25 protein-coding genes are annotated in these 21,415 nt (G+C 69.0%); 16 read left to right on the top strand and 9 right to left on the bottom strand.

Annotation, left to right across the window (positions count from 1 at the left end; all coding sequences use genetic code 11):
- Genes poxB through ACFYRH_RS16475 form a run of 3 tightly spaced genes read right to left on the bottom strand, consistent with a single transcriptional unit; the run spans position 1 to position 3,586 of the window.
- Positions 1-1,794, bottom strand: coding sequence for a ubiquinone-dependent pyruvate dehydrogenase (gene poxB, locus ACFYRH_RS16485; protein ID WP_387774790.1), 1,794 nt, complete (start codon positions 1,792-1,794; stop codon positions 1-3).
- Positions 1,791-2,321, bottom strand: coding sequence for a hypothetical protein (locus ACFYRH_RS16480; RefSeq protein WP_387774788.1), 531 nt, complete (start codon positions 2,319-2,321; stop codon positions 1,791-1,793). Before ACFYRH_RS16480 ends, poxB begins: the two co-directional genes overlap by 4 nt.
- Positions 2,318-3,586 (bottom strand): acetamidase/formamidase family protein, encoded by a 1,269-nt coding sequence (locus tag ACFYRH_RS16475; RefSeq protein ID WP_387774786.1) that lies wholly within the window; start codon positions 3,584-3,586, stop codon positions 2,318-2,320. The genes ACFYRH_RS16480 and ACFYRH_RS16475 overlap by 4 nt, the downstream gene beginning before the upstream one ends.
- Positions 3,587-3,758: 172 nt before the next feature.
- Here ACFYRH_RS16475 and ACFYRH_RS16470 point away from each other — a divergent pair, with 172 nt between their 5' ends.
- The 5 genes from ACFYRH_RS16470 (at position 3,759) to ACFYRH_RS16450 (ending at position 7,172) form a co-directional block, all read left to right on the top strand.
- Positions 3,759-4,328 carry a redoxin domain-containing protein gene (locus ACFYRH_RS16470; RefSeq protein WP_387774784.1) on the top strand — a complete coding sequence of 190 codons (570 nt, stop codon included), beginning with the start codon at positions 3,759-3,761 and terminating at the stop codon, positions 4,326-4,328.
- A gap of 118 nt (positions 4,329-4,446) precedes the next feature.
- Positions 4,447-4,914, top strand: coding sequence for a cupin domain-containing protein (locus tag ACFYRH_RS16465; protein ID WP_387774782.1), 468 nt, complete (start codon positions 4,447-4,449; stop codon positions 4,912-4,914).
- Positions 4,915-5,120: 206 nt separating this feature from the next.
- The gene (locus ACFYRH_RS16460; RefSeq protein ID WP_387774780.1) at positions 5,121-5,840 is read left to right on the top strand and encodes a class I SAM-dependent methyltransferase; all 720 of its coding nucleotides are present in this window, start codon (positions 5,121-5,123) and stop codon (positions 5,838-5,840) included.
- 64 nt (positions 5,841-5,904) lie between these two features.
- Entirely contained in the window at positions 5,905-6,279 is a 375-nt protein-coding gene (locus tag ACFYRH_RS16455) for a BlaI/MecI/CopY family transcriptional regulator (RefSeq protein ID WP_387774778.1), read from the top strand.
- Positions 6,276-7,172: a M56 family metallopeptidase gene (locus ACFYRH_RS16450; RefSeq protein ID WP_387774776.1), complete on the top strand. Its 897-nt coding sequence runs from the start codon at positions 6,276-6,278 to the stop codon at positions 7,170-7,172. The genes ACFYRH_RS16455 and ACFYRH_RS16450 overlap by 4 nt, the downstream gene beginning before the upstream one ends.
- 3 nt (positions 7,173-7,175) lie before the next feature.
- Here ACFYRH_RS16450 and ACFYRH_RS16445 read toward each other — a convergent pair whose 3' ends face one another.
- Together ACFYRH_RS16445 and ACFYRH_RS16440 are read right to left on the bottom strand one after the other, a co-directional pair.
- Positions 7,176-7,736 carry an RNHCP domain-containing protein gene (locus ACFYRH_RS16445; protein WP_387774774.1) on the bottom strand — a complete coding sequence of 187 codons (561 nt, stop codon included), beginning with the start codon at positions 7,734-7,736 and terminating at the stop codon, positions 7,176-7,178.
- 68 nt (positions 7,737-7,804) lie between these two features.
- Positions 7,805-8,200, bottom strand: coding sequence for an SgcJ/EcaC family oxidoreductase (locus tag ACFYRH_RS16440; RefSeq protein ID WP_387774772.1), 396 nt, complete (start codon positions 8,198-8,200; stop codon positions 7,805-7,807).
- 97 nt (positions 8,201-8,297) lie between these two features.
- On the opposite strand from ACFYRH_RS16440, the gene ACFYRH_RS16435 reads away from it, so the two are divergent.
- The 4 genes from ACFYRH_RS16435 to ACFYRH_RS16420 all read left to right on the top strand — a co-directional run bounded on the left by ACFYRH_RS16435 (position 8,298) and on the right by ACFYRH_RS16420 (position 12,083).
- Positions 8,298-9,422, top strand: coding sequence for a hypothetical protein (locus ACFYRH_RS16435; protein ID WP_387774769.1), 1,125 nt, complete (start codon positions 8,298-8,300; stop codon positions 9,420-9,422).
- Complete coding sequence (locus ACFYRH_RS16430) at positions 9,419-10,522, top strand: sensor histidine kinase (protein ID WP_387774766.1); 1,104 nt, start codon at positions 9,419-9,421, stop codon at positions 10,520-10,522. Before ACFYRH_RS16435 ends, ACFYRH_RS16430 begins: the two co-directional genes overlap by 4 nt.
- Positions 10,519-11,124 (top strand): DNA-binding response regulator, encoded by a 606-nt coding sequence (locus ACFYRH_RS16425; RefSeq protein WP_387774763.1) that lies wholly within the window; start codon positions 10,519-10,521, stop codon positions 11,122-11,124. The genes ACFYRH_RS16430 and ACFYRH_RS16425 overlap by 4 nt, the downstream gene beginning before the upstream one ends.
- Before the next feature lie 143 nt (positions 11,125-11,267).
- Entirely contained in the window at positions 11,268-12,083 is an 816-nt protein-coding gene (locus tag ACFYRH_RS16420; protein WP_387774760.1) for an enoyl-CoA hydratase/isomerase family protein, read from the top strand.
- Positions 12,084-12,096: 13 nt separating this feature from the next.
- Here the strand turns inward: ACFYRH_RS16420 and ACFYRH_RS16415 are convergent, their stop codons facing one another.
- Both ACFYRH_RS16415 and ACFYRH_RS16410 read right to left on the bottom strand, forming a co-directional pair.
- Positions 12,097-12,723 carry a DUF2461 family protein gene (locus ACFYRH_RS16415; protein ID WP_387774757.1) on the bottom strand — a complete coding sequence of 209 codons (627 nt, stop codon included), beginning with the start codon at positions 12,721-12,723 and terminating at the stop codon, positions 12,097-12,099.
- Positions 12,724-12,740: 17 nt separating this feature from the next.
- Positions 12,741-13,619, bottom strand: coding sequence for an aminoglycoside phosphotransferase family protein (locus ACFYRH_RS16410; protein ID WP_387774754.1), 879 nt, complete (start codon positions 13,617-13,619; stop codon positions 12,741-12,743).
- 117 nt (positions 13,620-13,736) lie between these two features.
- Here ACFYRH_RS16410 and ACFYRH_RS16405 point away from each other — a divergent pair, with 117 nt between their 5' ends.
- Positions 13,737-14,462 (top strand): SDR family oxidoreductase, encoded by a 726-nt coding sequence (locus ACFYRH_RS16405; protein ID WP_387774751.1) that lies wholly within the window; start codon positions 13,737-13,739, stop codon positions 14,460-14,462.
- Positions 14,459-14,872: a hypothetical protein gene (locus ACFYRH_RS16400; RefSeq protein ID WP_387774748.1), complete on the top strand. Its 414-nt coding sequence runs from the start codon at positions 14,459-14,461 to the stop codon at positions 14,870-14,872. The genes ACFYRH_RS16405 and ACFYRH_RS16400 overlap by 4 nt, the downstream gene beginning before the upstream one ends.
- Here ACFYRH_RS16400 and ACFYRH_RS16395 read toward each other — a convergent pair.
- Positions 14,863-16,047, bottom strand: a complete 1,185-nt coding sequence (locus ACFYRH_RS16395; RefSeq protein ID WP_387774745.1) for an epoxide hydrolase family protein — start codon at positions 16,045-16,047, stop codon at positions 14,863-14,865. The two genes, ACFYRH_RS16400 and ACFYRH_RS16395, sit on opposite strands and share 10 nt — an antisense overlap.
- Before the next feature lie 93 nt (positions 16,048-16,140).
- Between ACFYRH_RS16395 and ACFYRH_RS16390 the strand changes: the two genes are divergently transcribed.
- The 3 genes from ACFYRH_RS16390 (at position 16,141) to ACFYRH_RS16380 (ending at position 19,389) form a co-directional block, all read left to right on the top strand.
- Complete coding sequence (locus ACFYRH_RS16390; RefSeq protein ID WP_387774742.1) at positions 16,141-16,707, top strand: CGNR zinc finger domain-containing protein; 567 nt, start codon at positions 16,141-16,143, stop codon at positions 16,705-16,707.
- Positions 16,708-16,984: 277 nt separating this feature from the next.
- Positions 16,985-19,063 (top strand): SpoIIE family protein phosphatase, encoded by a 2,079-nt coding sequence (locus tag ACFYRH_RS16385; protein ID WP_387774739.1) that lies wholly within the window; start codon positions 16,985-16,987, stop codon positions 19,061-19,063.
- Positions 19,060-19,389 carry an STAS domain-containing protein gene (locus ACFYRH_RS16380; protein ID WP_387774736.1) on the top strand — a complete coding sequence of 110 codons (330 nt, stop codon included), beginning with the start codon at positions 19,060-19,062 and terminating at the stop codon, positions 19,387-19,389. Before ACFYRH_RS16385 ends, ACFYRH_RS16380 begins: the two co-directional genes overlap by 4 nt.
- A 20-nt stretch (positions 19,390-19,409) precedes the next feature.
- On the opposite strand, the gene ACFYRH_RS16375 is transcribed toward ACFYRH_RS16380, so the two are convergent.
- Positions 19,410-19,667: a metal-sensitive transcriptional regulator gene (locus ACFYRH_RS16375; protein ID WP_387774733.1), complete on the bottom strand. Its 258-nt coding sequence runs from the start codon at positions 19,665-19,667 to the stop codon at positions 19,410-19,412.
- Positions 19,668-19,793: 126 nt separating this feature from the next.
- Between ACFYRH_RS16375 and ACFYRH_RS16370 the strand changes: the two genes are divergently transcribed.
- Positions 19,794-21,170: a rhodanese-like domain-containing protein gene (locus ACFYRH_RS16370; protein WP_387774730.1), complete on the top strand. Its 1,377-nt coding sequence runs from the start codon at positions 19,794-19,796 to the stop codon at positions 21,168-21,170.
- 59 nt (positions 21,171-21,229) lie between these two features.
- Positions 21,230-21,397, top strand: coding sequence for a hypothetical protein (locus ACFYRH_RS16365; protein WP_387774727.1), 168 nt, complete (start codon positions 21,230-21,232; stop codon positions 21,395-21,397).
- Positions 21,398-21,415: the final 18 nt, after the last annotated feature.

Below are 21,415 nucleotides of genomic sequence, written 5' to 3'. Positions count from 1 at the left end.
CTACTCGTGGGCGAGTTGCCTCAGGTTGGTGCGCGCGACCTCGAGCACCGCGCTCGCGTCGCCGTTCAGCACGCTCCGGGTTGCCCAGAGCGTGAAACCGGCCGCCTGGTTGAGCGCGATGCGCGGCGGGATGGCCACCTCGTGGCGCAGCGTGCGGACGTCGACCAACGCGGGACCGGGATGGGCGAACGCGTCCTGCAGTGCACCGTCCAGCTGGGTCGCGTCGTCAACCCGGATGCCGTGGACGCCGACTGCTTCGGCGACCGCTGCGAAGTCCGGGTTGTCGAGGTCCGTGCCGAAATTGACGATGCCGTCGGCCTTCATCTCCAGTTCGACGAAGCCGAGCGCACCGTTGTTCAGCATCACGACCTTCACCGGCAGCGCGAGCTGACGCAACGTCAACAGCTCACCCATCAGCATCGCCAGCCCGCCGTCACCGGAGAACGCGACGACCTGGCGCTGCGGGAACGCGGACTGCACGCCGATCGCCTGCGGCAACGCGTTCGCCATCGTGCCGTGCGTGAACGAACCGATCAGCCGTCGCCGGCCGTTCATCGTGAAATACCGTGCCGCCCACAAGGTCGGCGTACCGACGTCGGGGATCAGGACGGCGTCGTCAGCGGCCAGCCGGTCGGCCGCCGCCGCGACCGTCTCGGGATGCAGAGCGCCGCGCCGGCGGCCCGGTTCGGCCAGCTTGTCGAAGCGGCTCCGGGTCCGCCGGTAGTGCGCGGTCATCGTCTTCAGATGCTCATCGTCCGGATGGTCCGCGAGGCGTGGCAGCAGTGCCTGGACGGTGTCCTTGACCGTTCCCACCAGCGGTACGTCGACCGGCGTACGGCGGCCGATGTTCTCACCGCGGACGTCGACCTGCACGATCCGTGCCCGCTCCGGGTAGAACGGGCGGTACGGGAAGTCGGTGCCGAGCATCAGCAACGCGTCGCAGTGCTCCATCGCGCGGTACCCGGACACGAACCCGAGCAGGCCGGTCATCCCGACGTCGTACGGGTTGTCGTACTCCACGAACTCCTTGCCGCGCAGGGCATGCACGACGGGCGCCTTCAGCCGCTCGGCGATCGCGACGACGTCGTCATGCGCGTCCGCACAACCCGCGCCGGCCAGGATCGTGACCGCTTTTGCGGAGTTCAGCACGCCTGCGGCAGTGGCCAGGTCGACGTCGGCCGGAAGCACCCGCGCCGAGGCCGCCCGGACGGGATGCACCGTGTTCTCCGGGGCGTAGGCCTTGAACACCTCACCCGGTACGACGACCACCGCGACACCTCGTCGCTCGATGGCAGAGCGCATCGCGACGCGCAGGATCCGCGGAAACTGCTCCGCCGCGCTCACCAACTCGACGTACACGCTGCACTCGCGGAACAACTCCTGGGGATGAGTCTCCTGGAAATACCCACTGCCTACCTCGGCCAACGGGATGTGCGCCGCAACGGCGAGCACCGGCACGCGGCTGCGCTGTGCGTCGAAGAGCCCATTGATCAGGTGCAGGTTTCCCGGACCGCAACTCGCAGCGCACACTGCCAGTTCGCCTGTGGTCGCGGCTTCGCCGGCCGCTGCCAACGCGGCGGCTTCCTCGTGCCGGACGTGTTGCCAGTCCAGCTCGCCGTCCCGCCGCAGCGCGTCGGTGAGTCCGTTGAGCGAGTCGCCGGGCAACCCGTAGATGCGCCGTACGCCGGACGCCTTGAGGGTCGCGATCAGCAGATCGGCCACCGTCCGCCGCCGCTTGCCCAGCAGACCGGGACCCCGCACAGCCTCGTGCTGGGCGGTCGGATCCTGGGTCATCGCACGAGCTTTCTGGCGAGCGTCGCGAGTTTGAAGGCGGCCGCCGTCCCGAGTCCGTAGGCGAGATGCGCACCTAGGTCCTTCGCGAGGATCTTCGGGCTGTACTTCCAGATCGGCTGGTACAACTTCGCGGCCGGGAGTACGACGTACCCGGTCCCCCACACGGTCGCGCCGAACGGGGCGCCGTACCAGATCCGTGGTCGTCGTGCGGATCCGGCGACGACGCCGTACGCCGCTCCGTTGCCGATCCCGTAGGCCCAGTGGGTGATGTTGTTCACCAGCGCCGCGCTGCGGTCGGGCAGCTCACGGTCGAAGAGACCTTCGTACAGGCGCTTTCCCACCAGCGCGGGAGCCGGTGCCTGCTCCCAGCTCTCGATGTCGGTGGAGAACTCCCACCGGGCGAACTCGCTCTTGCCGCCGCCTTGGCGATACTCGGCGTACAGCACGAGATCCATGACCAAGGTGCCGACGGTGCCGGCGAGGAGGCCGCCGGCCACTGCACCCAAGGGCGTGAGCCGGTTCATCATGCCGCTCCTTCGAAGATTCCCCGCGGCAAGGTCATCGAGACCAGCCAGTTCGGGAGGTCGACCAGTTCGCTGATCTTCAGGTCGCCGGCGACGCTGCACAGCGCGTACGCCTCATGCATGCTGATGCCCTGGTCGGTGACGAGCCAGTCGATCATGTCGCGGACGGCGTTCTTGACGTCCTCCATCAGATCCGGGCCGGCGCCGGTCGTCACGTAGTACCCGAGCGCCGCCCTGTCCGTGGACATCCGCAGCTGGGTCGGGTCCGCTGCCGGGACGATGGCCCGTGGCGCACAGATGACGGTGTTCTTGATGACCTGGAACCGCAGGGTCGCCGACATCAACGTCTCGATGGCGGTCCCGGAGATCTCGCCGTCGCCCTGGGCCATGTGCCCGTCGCCGGCCGAGAACAGCGCGCCCTCGGCGTACACCGGAAGCTGCAGCCGGGAGCCCGGGGTGATCTGCCGGACATCGATGTTGCCGCCCATCCCGCCGCTGAAACTCGGCGGGAACGTCCGGTACATGCCCTTCCGCATCGGCGCGTTGCCCATGATGCCGAGGAACGGCGCGATCGGGATCCGGGCCCGCGTACCGGTGTCCGAGCCGACGAAGGTCGCGTACCCGTTCGACTGCCCGCGCTCGAAGTGGAACAGCTGCACGTACGCCGCACCGCTGCCGAACGGCTGCCCCTCGGGAAGCGCCGACGGCACCGGTCCCGGACTGGGATCGCTGAGCTGTGACGCCTCGAGCCACGGAGCGAGACCGGCCAGACTCTCCGGCCGCAGCGTCCCGAACAGCCCGAGTGCGGGGCTGACGGTCGTGTACCCGAAGTCGACCAGCGGACTGACGTCGAGCACCTCCACCTCGAGGATGTCGCCGGGTTCGGCGCCCTCGATGTGCACCGGGCCGGTGAGCGGATGGATCCGGCCGAGGTCGAGCGTCATCGTGCCGTCCGGTGTCAGGGTCCGCGCCTGGTCGCCGATGTCCAGGGCGTCCCGGCAGAGCAGCTGGATCTCCTCACCGGGGCGCACCGTCACGGCCGGCTCCAGGTCCCGGTTCCAGCGGTTGTGCAGGACCCGGCCGTACCCGTCGAGGATCCGTTCCCCACGGGGAGCCGCCAGCGTCTCCGGCGTACCCGACCCAGGCACTTCGACCGCGCCCAGCCCGCCGGAGTCCGCCAGCTGGGCGAAACTCTGGGCTGCCTCCGGACCGACTCCTGCCTGAACGTGCAGCGAGTCGCTGGCCGTGGCCGAGTGAGCGAAACACATGGGCTGTTCTCCTCCCAGGGCAGAGGACCGCGATGTACCACCGACGATGCTCCGCGCGACCTGCCGGCCACACCCGGGTGACACCCTGGTCTCGGCAACCGGTGATCCCCGGGTCATCACCAGGGAGTCGACCACGGGCCCGGCGCGGTGCTCCGGGTCTACCGTGAGGTTCATGCGACCCGACATCGTGCCCGGGGCGAGGTTTCCCGACTACCAGCTGCCCGACCAGGACGAAGTACCGCGGAAGCTCAGCGACCTGCAGGGCGACGACCCGATGATCCTCACACTGGCCCGCGGGCACTATTGCCCGAAGGAGCACCAGCAGCACCTCGAGCTCGCGGCGTTCTACCCGAAGATCGCGGTCAGCTACACGCAGATCGTGACGATCGCGACCGACGAGCACCATACGTTGCAGGAGTTCCGTGCCTCGGTCGGTGCGCAGTGGCCGTTCCTGTCCGACCCCGGGCGGACCGTGCAGCGCGACCTCGACATCCAGGAGTACACCGATCCCGGCAACGACCCGATGATCCCGCACACGCTCGTCCTGAAACCCGGGCTGGTGGTGCACAGCATCTACAACGGCTACTGGTTCTGGGGGCGCCCTTCGATCGCGGACCTGTGGCGCGACCTCCGCGAGGCGAGCAGCGAAGTACGGCCGGACTGGGATCTCAGCGCTCCCGGCCTGCGGGAAGCATGGGACGCCGGCGACCACAGCGCCTTCCACGGCTGGAACAAGGAGTAGTCACAAAGGACGTGCGTGCCGTCGTGGGTCTCGCGTGTGCGGTGGGTCTGACCCCGCTGAAGCCCGTGAGCAACGCCGACGCCCCGGCGTGAGTGGGGTCCAACCGTAGGAGGTACCCATGGAAGTCCAGAACCCCGCCCTGGTCGTGCAACCCGGCTCTGCCGCCGGAGCATCGCTCTCGGACGGCGCCTTCGAACTTCTCGCCGACGGCGGTGCGGTGAGCGCGAGCCGGCTGACGTTGACCACCGGTGCCGACGGTGCACCGCCGCACCACCACAAGCTCTCGCACGAAGTCTTCTACGTGCTGGACGGGACCATGCTCTTCCGTCTCGGCGAGACCCTGACCACTGTCGGCACGGGCGGGCTCGTCATCGTCCCGCCCGGACTGGTGCATGTCTTCGGTGCGGCCGACGGCGAGGTCGCCGACGTGTTCGTCGTACTCAGTCCTGGTATCGAACGCTTCGGGTACTTCGAGCAGCTCGCCGCGATCAGCCGTGGTGAAGCAGAGTTCCCGTCCCTGATCCCCGCACAGGACCGGTACGACGTGCACTTCGCGGACCTCCCCGACTGGCGATCGCCCGGCTGACGCGCTTGCAGTTGCGCTGGGCAACTTTCCGTTCCCGTTGCCGATCTCGATGTGGGTCTTGCATCAACTATGGATGTTAGTACTATTCTGCATCGTAGACAGCTGGCTTGCCGCGGTGGGGACTGGACGGGGGCCGGGGGGTGCGGCCGTGACGGCCGCTGTTTCTAGGGGGCGTTATGTCGTTGTTGGCTGGTGCACGGTCCGGAGTGAATCGAGTCCTGCGGCCGGCGGGGGTACAGCTCGTTCGGGGGTACAGCAGCGATCCGGCGGTCGGGGCGTTCCTGCCCGCGCGGAAGACGATCGCGGCGGCGCAGAAGGCCGGGGTGTCGGTCGGCGACTACCTGGACGCGTTCAGCGCCGAGCCAGGTTCGACGGCCGGGACTGTCGCTGCGATGCTCCGGCTCGGGCAGCTCGACGGCAGCGTCGACCGGGTCTGCGAGATCGGCGCGGGATCCGGCCGGTACATGACCAGAGTGATGGACGCACTGCAACCTGGCGCGTACGAGGTGTACGAAACCGCACCGGACTGGGTGCGGTACCTGCGCCAGATCCGGCCGCAGGTGATCATCAGGCCTGCCAACGGTCACTCGCTGGACGCGACGACGTCGGAGTCGGTCGACCTGGTCCATGCACACAAAGTCTTCGTCTACCTGCCCTTCGTCGTCTCGTTCGGCTATCTCGCCGAGATGGCACGGGTGGTCCGGCCGGGCGGCGTCGTCGCGTTCGACGTGATCACCGAGGACTGCCTGAACGACGTGGTGACGAAGACCTGGCTCGACGAGCCGTCGCGTGCGAACATCTATCAATTGACACCGCGCGCCTGGGTTGTGGAGTTCCTGGCCCGGCGCGGCCTGGAACTGGCCGGCAGCGAGTTCGTGCCACTGAGTGACGGGCGGACCGAACTGCTGGTCTTCCGCACCCGGTGAGTCACTCGGCCGCGGAGGGCCCAGGAGACAACGACGTGACAGGAAGACCGGGGGCGGACAGCGGGTGCGTGGATTCGGCGATCTCGAGGCAGTCGTGATGGATCGGCTCTGGAGCCGGGACGATCCGGCGACGGTGCGGGAGATCCTCGACGACCTCGCCACCGAGCGCCAGCTCGCCTACACCACGGTGATGACCGTGATGGACAACCTGTACCGGAAGGGCTGGCTGTCGCGGGAACTCGACGGCAAGGCCTACCGGTACCGGCCGGTCTCGACCAGGCAGGACTACAGCGCCGAGCTGATGCGCCAGGTCCTCGCGGGCAGCGGCGACGAGATCGCGACGCTGTTCCGCTTCGTGGACCACATGACCGATGCGGAGGCGACCGCGGTGCGGGATGCCCTGCAGAGCCGGCAGCGCACAGACAAGCGGGAACCATGAACGTCGCGATCCACGCACTCCTGCTGACCGGCTACGCCACCGCCGTCACCACCGCGGCACCGCGGCTGCTGTCGCGGTCCGACCTCCCGCGACGCTCGCCGGCCCTCGCCCTCGCGTTGTGGCACATCTCGATCGGCTGCGCCGGTTTCGCGATCGGCCTGGCGGCGCTGAAGCTGATGTCCGCGGCGCGGTACCTGCCGGTCGGCAGACACGACCACGCCATCACACTGGTCGAAGTGCTCAGCGCAGTCCTGACCGGTTTGTTCATCACGCTGTTCTTCACCGGCCGTCTCGTCCGCGCGGCGATCAGCCTGTGGCGCACCCGCCGTACGACGAGAGCTCGCCACCTGGACCTGCTGGCGGTGCTCGGGCACCATGACCCGGACCTCGACGCGACCGTCATCCCGGCGCCGGCGCCGGCCGCGTACTGCGTGGCAGGCTCGGGTCAGGTGGTCATCACCGAGGACGCGGTGAAGCTGCTGGAACCACGCCAGCTCGCCGCAGTCATCGCCCACGAACGTGCTCATCTGGCCGGGCGCCATCACCTGCTGGTCGGCTGGGCGACGCTGCTGGTCGAAGCCTTTCCGCGCGTGCCGGCGCTCGAACAGCTCCGTACGGCGACGTCCGACCTGGTCGAGTTGCTCGCCGACGACAGCGCGCGTCGCCACGTCGACGGCAGCGCACTCGCCACCGCGATCGGACTGCTCGGTCCGGCCGCTCCGAACGGCAGCCTGGCCGCAACAGGCGGCCAGGCCCTCGTTCGCGTCGAGCGCCTGCTCGAGCCGCCGCCGCGGCGCTGGTCGCCACTCGTCATCGCGATCGCGGCGCTGACGCCGCTGCTGATCGGCGTACCGCTCTTTCTGGCGACGTCCCCGGCCGACCAGCTCTTCTGACGGTCAGGTCTTCGCCTTCCGCGCCCTCGGCTTCCGAGGAGGCGGGACTGCCCCATGACCATGGCCGTTGCCGTTGCCGTTGCCGTTGCCGTTGCCGTTGCCGTTGCCGTTGCCGTTGCCGTTGCCGTTGCCGTTGCCGTTGCCGTTGCCGTTGCTCGCGGTGGCGGGCTCGGCGGCGAACGGGACGAAGGGCATCGTCAGCGGCAGCGCCGCCAGCCGCATCAGCAGCAGGACATTGTCGTCACCGGCGGTCTTGTTGAGCCGCAGCCGCCCGCAGTTGGTACAGCGGTGGATGAGGACCCACCGGCCCTCGCCGCGGACCGTGACCGCGATCGGCTCCATCCCGCCGGCGCAGTCGGCCTTCCGGTCACCCGGCACGTTGCGGTCGAGGTGACGCGACCACAGGCAACTCGGGCAATGATTGCGATGGGTGGTTCCGGGGGCGTCGAGGGAGACCTCTACGCCACAGTGTTCACAGCTGAACGAACGTGCGAATGCCAAACCAAAGGACCTTTCAGAGCGAAGCTGGACAGAACAGACATCGGCTTCCTCCTTCCGGTCCACGCCGGCTGGTCCGGCGCACGTCCCCACAGCAGATCAGCACGCGCCGGCGGGCGTCAATTGATTAACCGTCAGCCCTGCCGCTGAGCCGGGGTGTTGCAGTACGCCGCCACGCGCCAGCGCTCGTCCTGCTTCGTCAGCACCCAGGTGGCGACCACGTCCCGTCCGGCGGGTACGTCGGTCGCGCCGGCCGGCACGATCCCCGCCCGGCTCACCACGATCGCGGTGTCGCCGGCGACCCGGACGTCCTGCGGTGTGTCGACGCCGCGGCTGCCCCTCAGCGGGCCGTCGAACCCGGCCGCCATGCTCGCGCGGACGGCGTCGCGGCCCTGGTGGAACACACCGGGCATCGTGACGGTCGCGTCGTCGGTGTACACGGCCGCGAACGCGTCGGCGTCGCCGGCCGCCCACGCGGTGTAGATCTGGTCGAAGACTGCCTGCAGCTCGGTGTCGAGGACGGTGGTCATCGTGATGCCTTTCGGAGTAGTGGAAGAACCGTGCACCACTCTCGGTCGGCACCCCCTGCGCGCGGGAGATCGCGATGTCTCCAGTTGGCGATGACAAATGTCATCACTGCCCGGCGACAACGGCGTCTACCCCGGACCGGGGGTGTCCCGGCATGCTGCCTGCATGACCGCCGTGCTCGCCCTCGCCCGGCCGGAGATGACATCCTGGTCGCGATCCGGCACGCGCGGCCGGCCGTACGAGACGGGAGCCGGAGTGGGGGCGATGGCGGCCGCACCGCGGCAGGATCGGCTGATCCGGCTGACCAGCGCCGGTGTGCTTGCCTTCAGCATCTGCCTGCCGGCGGTCAGCCTCACCGCAGCCGCGCTCGCCGGTACGCCGTGGCCGGTCCTCATCGTCGACATCGTCACGACCGTCCTGTACGTACCGCTGTTCCTGCACCTCGTCTGGATGCGGATCACCGGCAGGCTCGAACAACGACCTCGACCGTACGCGTACGGTCTGCTCGCCGCGATCGCCGTCCTCATCATCGGCGCTCTCCCCTGGGCCAGTCCGTGGTGGCCGAGAGCCCTGTCCGCGCTGGCGCTCGCCGTCCTGATCGTCGTACCGGCGCCGTGGTCGTGGATCCCGTACGTCGTTCTGTGGCTCGCGCCGATCCCGCTCGCGCGATGGTCCGGGCACCCTGAGCTGTGGGTCTGGGGTGTGCTTCCGGTCAACGCCGTGCTGGGACCGTATGTCCTGCTGCGACTGATCGACTCGGCGCGCGCACTCGACGCCACCCGCCGGCGTTTGGCCGCGGATGCGGTCGATCGCGAGCGTCTCCGGATCGATGAAGAACTCCGCCGTACGGTCGGGACCGAGCTGGTCGCCATCGCGCATTGGTCGGACCGGGCGCTCGCGGCGCCCGACACAGTCACACGCTCCGCCGTGGAGCGGATCGTCGAGATCGCGCGGACGACGCTGGCCGGGGCGCGGCGGCTGATCAAGAGCTACCGGCAACCGTCGGTCGCGGCGTCGATCGACACCGCCGTCGAGCTGTTGAGCGCGGGCGGCGTACGGATGCGGGTCAGTGCGGACGTCGACGATCTCGAGCCGGAAGACGAGCGCGTGATCCGTCCTGAGCTGCGCGCGGTGGTCGGGCGGCTGCTGGCCGAGGGTGCGGGCGACTACCGGCTGACGGTCACGCGTGACGGCGTGCGCGTTGACCAGGAGGGCACATCGTGAGCCGCCATAGCTGGCCGGTCGTCGCGGTCACGCTCGCCTGGCTCGTGCCGGCTGTGACGTACACGTTGAGCGCCACCGACGCGACGGCCGGACAACCGGTCCATGTACTGGCTCTCGCGGCAATCATCGGGCTCGCGCAGCTCCGACTCAGCGTCGCGGTCTCCAAGGGCGGTCTGCCGCCGGGCTGGCCGGCGGTCTTCGCCGTACTGCTGGTGGCGGTGTACGCACCGCTGCCCTGGTGGAGCTGGAACTGGATCAGCATGCAGTGCTTCGCCGCCGCCTCGTCCGCGATGGTGCTCCGGCGTCATCGTCGTACGCAGCTCGTGGTCGCCGCTTTGTTGCTGATGGCCCCGGTCGCCGCCGACACGATCAACAACCGCGGCTCATCCGTCGTGGCGCTGCAGACGATCTACGACCTGGTCGGCCTGTCGGTCGCCGCCGGTTCGCTGTACGCCGCTCCGCAGCTCGTCCGCTTCTCCGCGGAACTCCGCACGAGTCGCCTCGCCCTCGCCGAATCGGCCGTCGAGGACGAGCGACTCCGGCTCTCGCGCGATCTGCACGACCTGCTCGGGCAGAGCCTGTCGGCCGTCTCGCTGAAAGGCGATCTCGCCCTCGCACTGCTGGATCAGGACCCGGTCCGCGCTCGCCGTGAGATCGCCGAGGCCGCCGAGGTCAGTCGCCACGCGCTCCGCGACCTGCAGGCGGTCACTCGTGACGATCACGAGGTCTCCCTGGCGGCGGAGCTCGCCGGCGCCACAAGGTTGCTGGCCGCGGCGAACGTTCAGGTGTCCGTCGATACCGCCGTACTGCCGTCGACCGTGGCCGGGCAAGAGGTGTTCGGGTGGGCGATCCGCGAAGGGGTGACGAACCTGTTGCGGCACAGTAGGTCCAGGAGCTGCACCATGACGACGTCGGCGACCGGGCGAACGGTTCGTCTCGAGATCGTGAACGACGGCGCTCCCGACGTACCAGGGAGTGCAGGGGGCAGTGGGCTGGCGGGGTTGGCGGAGCGGGTCGCGGACCTGTCCGGTTCGGTGCGGACCAGTCGTCGCGGCGACCAGTTCCGATTGACCGTCGAGATCGCGGAGGACACGCCATGATCCGGCTCCTGATCGCCGAGGACATGCATCTCATTCGCGAGGCCCTGGTCGCCTTGCTGTCGCTCCAGTCCGACTTCGACGTCGTCGCGGAGCTCGAACGCGGCGATGAGGTACTGGCTGCCGCACGCGAGACCCAGCCCGATATCGCGGTCCTGGACATCGATCTGCCGGGGCTCGACGGGCTGACCGCGGCCGAGCAGTTGCACGCCGGCGTACCGGACTGTCAGGTCGTGATCCTCACCGGCCTCGGGCAACCGGGCAATCTGCTGCGCGCGCTCAAGGCCCACGTCCGGGGATTCGTCGTCAAGGACGCGCCCGCCTCCGACCTCATCGACGGCATCCGCCGCGTCGCCGCCGGACAGCGCGTCATCGACCCCGAACTGGTTGCCACCGCGATCGAGGTCGGCGACTCACCGCTCACCTCCCGAGAGACCGACGTACTGCGTGCCGCGCGCAGCGGACAGCCCACCGAACAGATGGCCCAGGAGCTCGCCCTCTCCCCCGCAACCGTCCGCAACTACCTCTCCCACGCGATCACCAAGGTCGGCGCCCGCAACCGCCTCGACGCCATCCGCATCGCCCAGAACGCCGGCTGGATCTGACCCGCAACGCCGCGCACCCTCTGGCCCGGCGCGGCCGTGCGGGTCCCTGGGACAGCGGAGCCAGGGTCTCTCACTGGTGTCTTCGCTTCCGATGCGCGGGACGGTTGGTTGCGAACCACTTGGCCGCGAAGGGAGTCGCAGCGATGACCGGTGAACAGTTCGTTGTCGACGAGGTGTCGTCGTCGTACTGGCGGGTGACGTTCGAGAACGGGCCGGTGAACCTGCTCGACGTCGACTCGGTCGAGCAACTCGCGTCGCTCATTCTACGGATCGAGGCATCGCCGACGCTGACCGTCGTCGTGTTCACCAGCGCGAACCCGGAGTACTTCATCGCGCACTGGGACGTCCGCTCGGACCGGGAGCGGGTCGCCTCGATGCAGCCGGGGCCGACCGGACTGCACCCGTACCTGGACAACTTCGTGCGGCTCAGCAAGGTTCCGCCCGTGACGATCTCCGCGATCCGCGGGCGGGCGCGTGGGGCGGGCAGCGAGTTCGTGCTCGCGACCGACATCCGGTTCGCCGGCGACCGCGCCGTACTCGGGCAGTTCGAGGTCGGGATCGGTTCGGTGCCCGGCGGTGGGCCGATGGCGCGGCTCGCCCGGTTGGTCGGCCGCGGTCGCGCGGCGGAGATCCTGCTGGGCGCGGACGACTTCCCGGCGGAGCTCGCCGAACGGTACGGGTACGTCAACCGGGTCGTTCCCGATGCCGGGCTGGACAGTTTCGTGGACGCCTTCGCCCGCCGCATCGCCGGGTTCGACCGCGAGGCCGTCACCAGCACGAAGGCTCTGCTCAACGTCGCGTCCCTCCCCGACGACGAGGAGTTCCGCCCCGGCCTCGCCGCCTTCTTCCGCACGGCGGGCCGTCCGGAGAACGCGCCTCGCGTCCGCGCCTTGTTCGACCAGGGCTTCCAAACCCCCACCGGCGTAGAACAAAACCTCGGCCGCGCCGTCGCTCACTAGCGGCCGGCGCCGGTTATGGGCGTGCTACATGTTTGACCAGCCAGTGGGACAGTGGACGGAGCTCGGTCAGGGCGGCGAGGACGTGGTCGACGGCGGCGGGTGTGTGGATCCACTCGTCGCAGCCAAGGGGCCGGCGCGCGATGAGTGACTTGCGCCGCAACAGCTCCGCCCGCGGATGGTCGGCCGGATACCCACGCAGCGGCCGCTTCAGCAGGTCACCCGAGATCACGAACCCCTGCGCCTCGAGCCGCCGCACGATCGCCACCAACCGCCGCCCCGAACCAGGATCCGCCACCGCAGCCCGATACCGCTCGATCTGCACCGACGGCGCGTACCACCACGCCACGCCGACCTCGAGCCCGTCGAGATCGAACCCGACTCCCAACTCGACGTTCCGCGCCAGCCGAATGATCGAGTTCTGCCGCTGCCACGCCCGCAGCAGCACGTCTCCGTACCCCCAGACCGAGAAGTCCTCGTACTCCGCATCCGCGTCGGCCACCGCATTCAGCAACCCGATCATCGGCTGCCGAACCAGCTCCTCCCGCTCCCGCCGGCACTCCCGCCGCACCGCAGCAGAAGGCTCCCCCTCCAGCCGCACCAACACCCCGAACGCTTCCCGCGGCCACCCCTCGAACCCCACACCTCGCACCCTACCGATCAAGACCGGCCGAGTGTCTGTTCGGCGCGGCTGAGGTCGGTGGCGATGCGCTCTGGCGGGAAGCTTTTGAGGACTGACTCGTGGAGTCTGCCGACCATCCAGTGCGCTTCGTAGGCGCGTCTGGTTGCGGGGCCGAGGTGGGCGAGGGCTGTCTCGATGTGGTGGAGATCGTGGGCTGTCGCGCCGCTGCCCCAGTAGATTCCGAGGAGGGCGTAGTGGCGGTCGCCGCGGGCTGCGCCGGCGTTCCAGTCGACCACGCCGGTGACGTTGCCTGCGGCATCGAAGAGCACGTTGCCAGGTGTGTAGTCGGTGTGCACCAGGTCGTCACCCTGCATGCGGAACGGGCGTCCACCGTCGATTTCGAGGAGTCGCGCCAGCAGGCGTCGACCACGTTCACCAAGCTGTCCGACGGTGCGCTCGAACGTGACAGTCGGGTCGGGAAAAGCCCGAGGTCGCGGCACCTGTTGATGGTCACGCAGTACGCCGGCGAAACGGTCGTTCATCGCAACGATCGCGGCCGCCGTGGTCGAGTCGAGAGCGTCCACGTGATGCCCAGGCAGTCGCTCCTGCACGACAACGACGTACCCGTCGGCCAGCTCCATCACCAGCTGATGCGCGGGCACCGGCAACCCCGTTCCCCGTACGTCGTTCAGCACAGCCGCCGTTTCTCGCATGACCTCCACCGGCGTGCGAGTGCGCGTCATCGCCGACTCCCGTCCGTCCGGCCACGCAACGAAAGCCGCGCTGCTCGACCCGCCCACCTGATCCGCGAGCCCGGTCAAGACCAGCCCGCTCCCCGTGCGCGCATTCACCTCTTCGATGACCGCAGTAGGCGCCCACGGATTCTCCGACAACCCGAACTCGATCTTGTGCTTCATGGCGCCGCGATCGTAGGCGATCAACCGGCTCAAGCCTCCAGGCGCGGCAGGGCGGCTGGGCGGCTGTCACATATCGGAGGGCTGTCGGATCTTGACTGGCAAAGAAAGGACACCGACATGAGTTCCATCCTCGTCACCGGCGGCACCGGCACCCTCGGTCGCCCGACCGTCAGCCACCTGCGTGCGGCCGGTCACCTGGTCCGCGTGCTGAGCCGGAAGCCGGGTCCGGATCGCGCCGTCGCGGACCTCACCACCGGCGTCGGTCTGCAAGCCGCGGTCGACGGCATCGACGTCGTCGTACACCTCGCCACCAGCGAAGGGCGCGGCGACGTACAGCAGGCCCGCAACCTGGTCGAGGCCGCCACCGGCGTGCGGCACCTGGTGGTGATGTCGATCGTCGGCATCGACCGGATCCCGCTGTCGTACTACAAGGCCAAGCTCGCCGTCGAACAGCTCGTCGCGGAGTCGCACGTGCCGTACACGATCCTGCGCGCGGCCCAGTTCCACGACCTGATCGACCGCGTCTTCAGCGCCCAGCGCTACTCGCCGGTCCTGCTCGCGCCGACGGTGCCCCTGCAGCCGATCGCGGTCGAGGACGTCGCGGCCAGGCTGGCCGAAGTCGTCGGGCAGTCGCCCTTGAAGGGTCATGCGCCGGACATCGGCGGTCCCGAGCGCCGGACGGTGCACGACCTCGCCCTGATCTGGAAGCAGGCGCGGAACTCGCGCCGCCCGATCGTCCCGCTGCGGCTCGGCGGCGAGGCCTTCCGCGCGTTCGCGAGCGGCGCGGCGACGGTCGACGGCCCGGCGTACGGCCGGATCACGTTCGCGGAGTACTGCGCATGAGGACCTACGTGCGAACGGTTCTGGTGAGCTTGGCGGCCGTCCAGCTGACCCTCGGCGTCTGGCTGACCTTCGCCCCGCTGAGCTTCTACGACAACGTGCCGACGGTGAATTGGGACCCGCCGTTCGCCGAGCACGCGTTCCGTGACTTCGGCAGCGCGTCGCTCGGCCTGGGCCTCGTGATGGCCGCCGCCGCGATCCGGCTCGAGCGGTACCTCGTCGGCGTCGCCCTGATCGCGTACGCCGCATTCGCGCTGCCGCACATGATCTTCCACCTCGGTCACCTGCACGCCGACGAGGCGGGCTGGTCGATCGTCCTCGGCTTGGCGGTGACCCTGATGTTCGTCCTCCCGGTGAGCGCGCTCCCGGGGGCTCGCCGCCTCGAGACCAGGGCGAGCCGAGTTCACGGCTGAGCGGCGAGCACTGCTGCGAGCCCTTCTCGGAGGTCTTGGACGAAATCGGCGGTGACCTCCAGCGACGGGAAGTGGCCGCCGCGTTCGGGCGAGCGCCAGCGGACGATCTGCCGGAAGCGCTGCTCCGCCCACGGGCGTGGGTACTTCTCGATGTCGCGCGGGTACACGGTGACCGCCGACGGTACGTCGACGCGGAGTTCCGGATCGAGTGAGTTGTGGCTCTCGTAGTAGATGCGGGCCGACGACGCACCGGACCGCGTGAGCCAGTACAGCGTGACGTCGTCGAGAATCCGGTCTCGGGAGATCGTCTCGAACGGGCTGTCCTCGGTGTCCGACCATTCGGCGAACTTGTCGAGGATCCAGGCCAGCAGCCCGACCGGCGAGTCGACGAGCGAGTAGCCGATCGTCTGCGGCCGGGTCGCCTGCTGCTTCGCGTACGCCGCCCGGTGGTGCCAGAAATCGTGGGTTTCCTCGGCCCATCGCCGCTCGGCCGCGGCCAGTCCGTCCGTCGTCATCCCGGGTGGCGACTCGGCGAACGTCGTATGGATGCCGAGAACGTGCTCCGGGAACCGCCCACCGAGGACGGTCGTGATGTTGCCACCCCAGTCGCCGCCGTGGGCCACGAACCTGCGGTACCCGAGCCTCCCCATCAGTTCGACCCACGCGGCCGCGATCTTCTCGGTCCCCCACCCGGTCGTCCTCGGCTTGTCGCTGTACCCGAAGCCCGGCAGCGACGGGACCACGACGTGGAACGCCGGCAGGTCCGCATCACCCGGATCCGCCAACTCGTCCACGATGTCGGCGAATTCCGCGATGCTGCCCGGCCAGCCGTGCGTCAAGATCAGCGCAGTGGCATCCGCGCGGGCCGATCGCCGATGCAGGAAGTGGATTCCGAGATCGTCGATGGTCGTCCGGAACTGGCCGATCCGATCGAGGCGGGCCTCGAACGACCGCCAGTCATACGCGGTCCGCCAGTAGTCCACCAGTTCGACCAGGTCGGAGAGCGGAACGCCCTGATCCCATCGCCGCGGGCCGGGCCCGGCGCGGTACACCGTCTCGGCCTCCGGCAGCCGCGCAGCGGCCAGTCGCGCGCGCAGATCATCGAGGTCGGCGTCGCTTGCCCGGGCTTCGAAGGCTTGTACGTCGGCTAGTACGTCGGTGGTCGGACGGAGCATGAGACCTCCTGGTCATCGCTGAACCTGTCGTGAACCGGCTTAGACGGTTCTAACATGCCATCCAGCGTGGTCGCAACCGGCTAAGGTGGTTCCATGCCAACGACGTTCCCCGACTTCCGCCTCGGCACCGTGCTCGCGACGAGCTTCACCGGGACCCTGTCGGAGCGTCAGGGCGATCCGGTCGAGCGCATCCCGACACCGCAACGGCTCGTCGACTGGCTGACCGTGAGCGGCCTCGCCGTGGACTCCTGCACGACAGCCCAACTCGCCCGCGCCCGAGAACTGCGGGAGGCGATCCACACCGCCGCGACCGCCGCCGCACGCCAGGACGCTCTCCCCTCGGATGCCGTTCAGGTCATCAACGACTGCAGCGCCCAGGGCCGCCCGGCGGCGGTCCTGACACCCGACGGTCAGCGGCGCTGGCAGCTCACCTCGGCGTCCTGCGTGGAGGATGCGCTCAGCGTGATCGCGGCCGACGCGATCAGCATCATCGCCGGCGAACGCGACGGAAAGCTGGCTCTCTGCGCGTCACCCACCTGCCAGGCCGCCTTCTTCGACACGAGCCAGAGCCGCACTCGCAGATGGTGCGACATGAACACCTGCGGCAACCGCCAGAAGAAGGCCCGCTACCGCGCGACGCACGCGAGAACACCTGGGTAACGCTGCCCGCACGCGTCGTGCTGTGCTTGACGTAGCCCGGTTTCCAGCGTCCTATGAGCTAAGGCGATGAGGCGCTCGGCCCCGGCCGGAGAGTTGGACAAGGTGGCTGCACCCCACGCGACGAGCAGGTACGCCGCCCCGGCCAACCTCGACGCATTCAGACGGACAGTGTCGCGACTGGTGGCGCCGTAGCAGTGCCATGGCTGGGCGCGCGCCAGTTTCGTGGACCTCGAGGGCACTCAGGCTCCGCCTCCCGGCGGATCTGGGACGGACAGCTGTGGCCATCGTCCTGGTTGCCGCTGCCTACTACCTCGGTGCGCGCCTCGGTCTGAGCCTCTCCCTGGTCGAGCGGAACGTCACTCCGTTGTGGCCGCCCAGCGGCATCGCACTGGCGGCCTTCCTGCTGCTCGGAAGGTCGGTGTGGCCAGGCGTCACCCTCGCGGCACTGGCCGTGAATCTTCCGATCAGCACCGGCCTGGCACCGGCTCTGCTCACTGCCGTGGGCAACACCCTCGCGCCACTCGTCGCCGCGATCGTCCTTCAGCGCATCGGGTTCCGTCGTCAGCTGGACCGGCAGCGTGACGCCTTGGCGATCGTCTTCCTGGGCGCGCTCGCGAGTATGACGATCAGCGCGACCATCGGCGTACTGGCGCTGGTGTCGTCGAACGCGATCGGCGTCGACGAGGTGGCCGGTGCGTGGGCGGTGTGGTGGACCGGCGACGCGATGGGGGTGCTCGCCATCGCACCGTTCCTGCTCTGCATCCCGCTGTTCTGGGAGCTCGAGCGGTGGCCGGCGCTGCGGTGGCTCGAAGCCATCGTGATCCTCACGTTGACCACGGCGCTTGTGTCGTGGACGGCGTACACCACTCTGCCGCTGCTGTTCCTCGCGTTGCCCTTACTCGGATGGGCCTCGTGGCGTCTGCAGTTACGCGGAGCTGCCCCCGCTGCGCTGATCGCCTCGCTCATCACGACCTGGTCGGCGACGCACGACCTCGGCCCGTTCGCAGGGCAGCCGCTGCTGGGGCAGATGCTGACTCTGCAGGCGTTCAACGCCACCGTCGCGCTCACGTCGTTCTTCCTCGCAGCGCTCGTCAGCGAGCGTCTGCAGTTCGCTCGTGCGTTGATGACAGCGGCCGCCGACCTGGCCGGGCGCGTCAAGAACCGCACCGCCGAACTCTCGGCAACCAGCGACCGCCTGCGTCACGAGATCCATCAGCGGCACGAGACCCAACAGCAGCTGAACCTCGAGGAGGCACGGACCCGGCGCGAGCACCAGATCGCCCAAACACTCCAGCACAGCCTGCTCCCGGACCGGATGCCCGACATTCCCGGGGTGGCGATGGCCGCCCGCTACGTCCCGGCGGCCGCGGACCTGCACGTCGGCGGCGACTGGTACGACGTCATCCAGCTTCGCGGCGGCCTGATCGCTCTCGTCATCGGCGACGTCGCCGGGCACGGCCTGCAGGCAGCGGCCGCGATGGCACAGCTGAGGACGGCGGTCCGCGCGTACGCCGTCCACGATCCCTCGCCGGTCGGCGTGATGAACGGTCTGCACGAGCTGACCCGCGAGCTGCCCGTGGCCGAGATGGTCACGCTGCTCTACGTCCTCTACGACCCGGACACCGGCACGATCCGGTTCGCGAACGCGGGCCATCCGCCCGCCCTCCTGATCGACACCCAGGGATCGCGGTACCTCGAAGGTGGCCTGGCCCCGCCGCTCGGCGTCCTCGCGCGAGGGGAGTACGCCGAGGCGACAGAGCGGCTCCGGCCCGGCGCCACGCTCCTGCTCTACACCGACGGACTGGTCGAGAAGCGTGCACTGTCGATTCAGGACGGTCTCGATCGACTGCTCGCCGAAGCTTCGGGCGTCCACTCCCCTGACCTCGACGCGCTCTGTGACCGGGTGCTGTCGGCCCTCCCGGAGAATGGCGACGACATCGCGCTGGTGGCGCTCCAGTCACTGGTGCTGGCCGGAGCTCCGCTGTCACTCGACGTAGCGGCCGATGCTCGCGTGCTCTTCCAGGTCCGGCACGCGTTGGGCCGCTGGCTGCGCGAGTCGGGCGTCGGCGCGCGCGACGCCGGCGAGATCGCGATCGCGTGTGGGGAGGCGTGCAGCAACGTCGTACGGCACGCGTACGGCGCCGCACCTGGCGATCTCCAGGTCGGGGCGCGACTTGTCGGCACCGCGGTCGAACTGACAGTCCGCGACCACGGTCAGTGGCGAAGCCCGGCCGATCGTGAGGGTGGGTGGGGCCTGACCTTGATCCGCGGGCTCATGGACTCCGTCGACGTCGACACGACTTCGGCAGGTACGACGGTCCGCATGCGACGCAATGTGCTGGCCGGGCGCGAATGACCGAGTACGCGGTCGTCGAGGCGCACACGCACAACGGCGTACAGGTTGTGCGGATCTGTGGCGAGGTCGACCTCACCAACGCCGTCGAGGTACGCGACGCGATCAGTCGCGTGGCGTCGGCCGACGTACAGGTCATCATGATCGACCTGACGGAGACGACGTACCTCGACAGCTCGGGCATCGCGATACTCTTCCGTCTCGCCGAGCGAGTCACCCATCGCCGCCAGGAACTCCGCCTCGTCGTACCGCCGGAGTCCCCGCTCCGCGCCGCGCTCGAACTGACCGGCGTACCTCAACTGATCCGCGTGCAGCCCGCCATCGACTGATGGGTCCGTCGGCGGCCCTGTCAGGCCAGGGCCAGGAACAGTTTCTCCATCTTGGCCGCGTCGAGGTCCGGGTCGTCCTCGGTGAGACAGTGCCGCAGGCCGGTGCTGACGATCGCGTAGCCGGCGCGCGAGAGCGCCTTGTTCACGGCGGCGAGTTGGGTCAGCACCGCCTCGCAGTCCGCGCCCTCCTCCATCATCCGGATCACGCTGCCCAGATGTCCGTGGGCACGTTTCATCCGGGTGATGATCGGCTTGATCTCGTCCGGCTCGAAGTCCATCGAAGCTCCTCCGTCGGCTGCACGACGCACTGAGCGGCGCCGCCAGGTCGGATTCTACATCCCCCCTGGGGGATGTGTTACGGTGAGGAAGAACCCCCCAGGGGGATATGTAGCAGTGAGGACCCGATGACGATGCACAGCGCTCTGACCATCCACACGATCGACACCCCGGCGCTCGGCGACCGCAGCTATCTCGTCCACGACGGCGACACGGCGTTCGTCATCGACCCGCAGCGCGACATCGACCGTGTTCTCGACCTGCTCCACGCGGAGGGGGTTCAGCTGACCCACGTCTTCGAGACCCACATCCACAACGACTACGTCACCGGCGGTCTTGCGCTGGCGCAGGCCACGGGCGCGCTGTATCTGATCAACGCCGACGACAAGGTCGCCTTCGACCGAACGCCTCTGCACGACGGTGACATGCTGACGATCGGCGACCGGATGCGGGTGCGTGTGATCCACACCCCTGGTCACACCTATACCCACCTGTCCTACGCCCTCACCGACAACGGCGAGCCCGTCGCGGTCTTCACCGGCGGCGCCTTGCTGTACGGCGCGACCGGCCGGCCGGACCTGCTCGGGCCCGAGCACACGCAGGCTCTGGTGCATCACCAGCACCGGTCGGCCCGCAAACTCACCGCCACGCTTCCCGATCGGACCAGCGTCTTCCCGACCCACGGATTCGGCTCGTTCTGCTCGGCAACCCAATCCGGCGCCGACGCATCGACGATCGGGCACGAGAAGATCTCCAACCCCGTCCTGACGCAGGACGAAGACGACTACGTCCGCGATCTGCTCGACGGCCTCGGCTCGTGGCCGGCCTACTACGCACACATGGCCCCCCGGAACTCCGCCGGCCCTGAGGCGCCCGACCTGTCGCTGCCCGAACCGGCCGACGCGGCCGAACTGCGCCGCCGGATCGAGGCCGGCGAGTGGGTGGTCGACCTTCGGAGCCGTACCGCGTTCGCGGCCGGCCACGCGCCCGGCACACTCAACTTCGGCCTCGACGGCGCCTTCTCGACCTACCTCGGCTGGCTGATCGCCTGGGGAACTCCGGTGACACTGCTCGGTGAGAGCGCTGCGGACGTCGCCACGGCGCAACGCGAACTGGTCCGCATCGGCATCGACCGCCCCGCCGGTTACGGAACCGGCGGCCCCGAACACTGGAGTCCAGACGCCCCGGTGTCCTTCCCCATCGGAACCTTCGCCGACCTCGAACTCGTCCGGCACCACCGCGACGTCGTCGTGCTCGATGTACGCCGTGCCGAAGAGCACAGTGCGGTTCGCATCGACGGCGCGGTCAACATCCCGATCCACGAGCTGCCGCGCCGGCTCGCCGACGTCCCGGCCGGCGAGGTGTGGATCCACTGCGCAGGTGGCTACCGCGCATCCGTTGCCGCCTCGTTCCTGCATGCCGTGGGCCGCACGCTCGTTGCCGTCGACGACCAGTTCGGCAACGCAGCGAAGGCAGGTCTGCACCTGGTCGGCACCGACGCCTGAACAACTGACCATCCCCGCTCAAGGACGACGTACGTCAACCGCACGAAGGAGATCCCACCATGTGTCGCCCCGTCACCTGCAAGACCTGCTCGAAGACCACCTGGGCCGGTTGCGGCCAGCACATCGCGCAGGTCAAGGCCATGGTCCCCAGCGACCTGTGGTGCTCCGGCCATCCCAAGGCCGAGCGCCAGGGCAGCAACTGGCTCGACAAGTTGCTGCGCCGCTGATCACCGCCGGGGGCCGGT

Origin of the sequence: Kribbella sp. NPDC004875 (assembly GCF_042873375.1) — a bacterium.
Classification (GTDB): Bacteria; Actinomycetota; Actinomycetes; order Propionibacteriales; family Kribbellaceae; genus Kribbella.
Note: the sequence above shows the minus strand (reverse complement) of the source record. Positions and strands in the feature narration are given on the sequence as shown.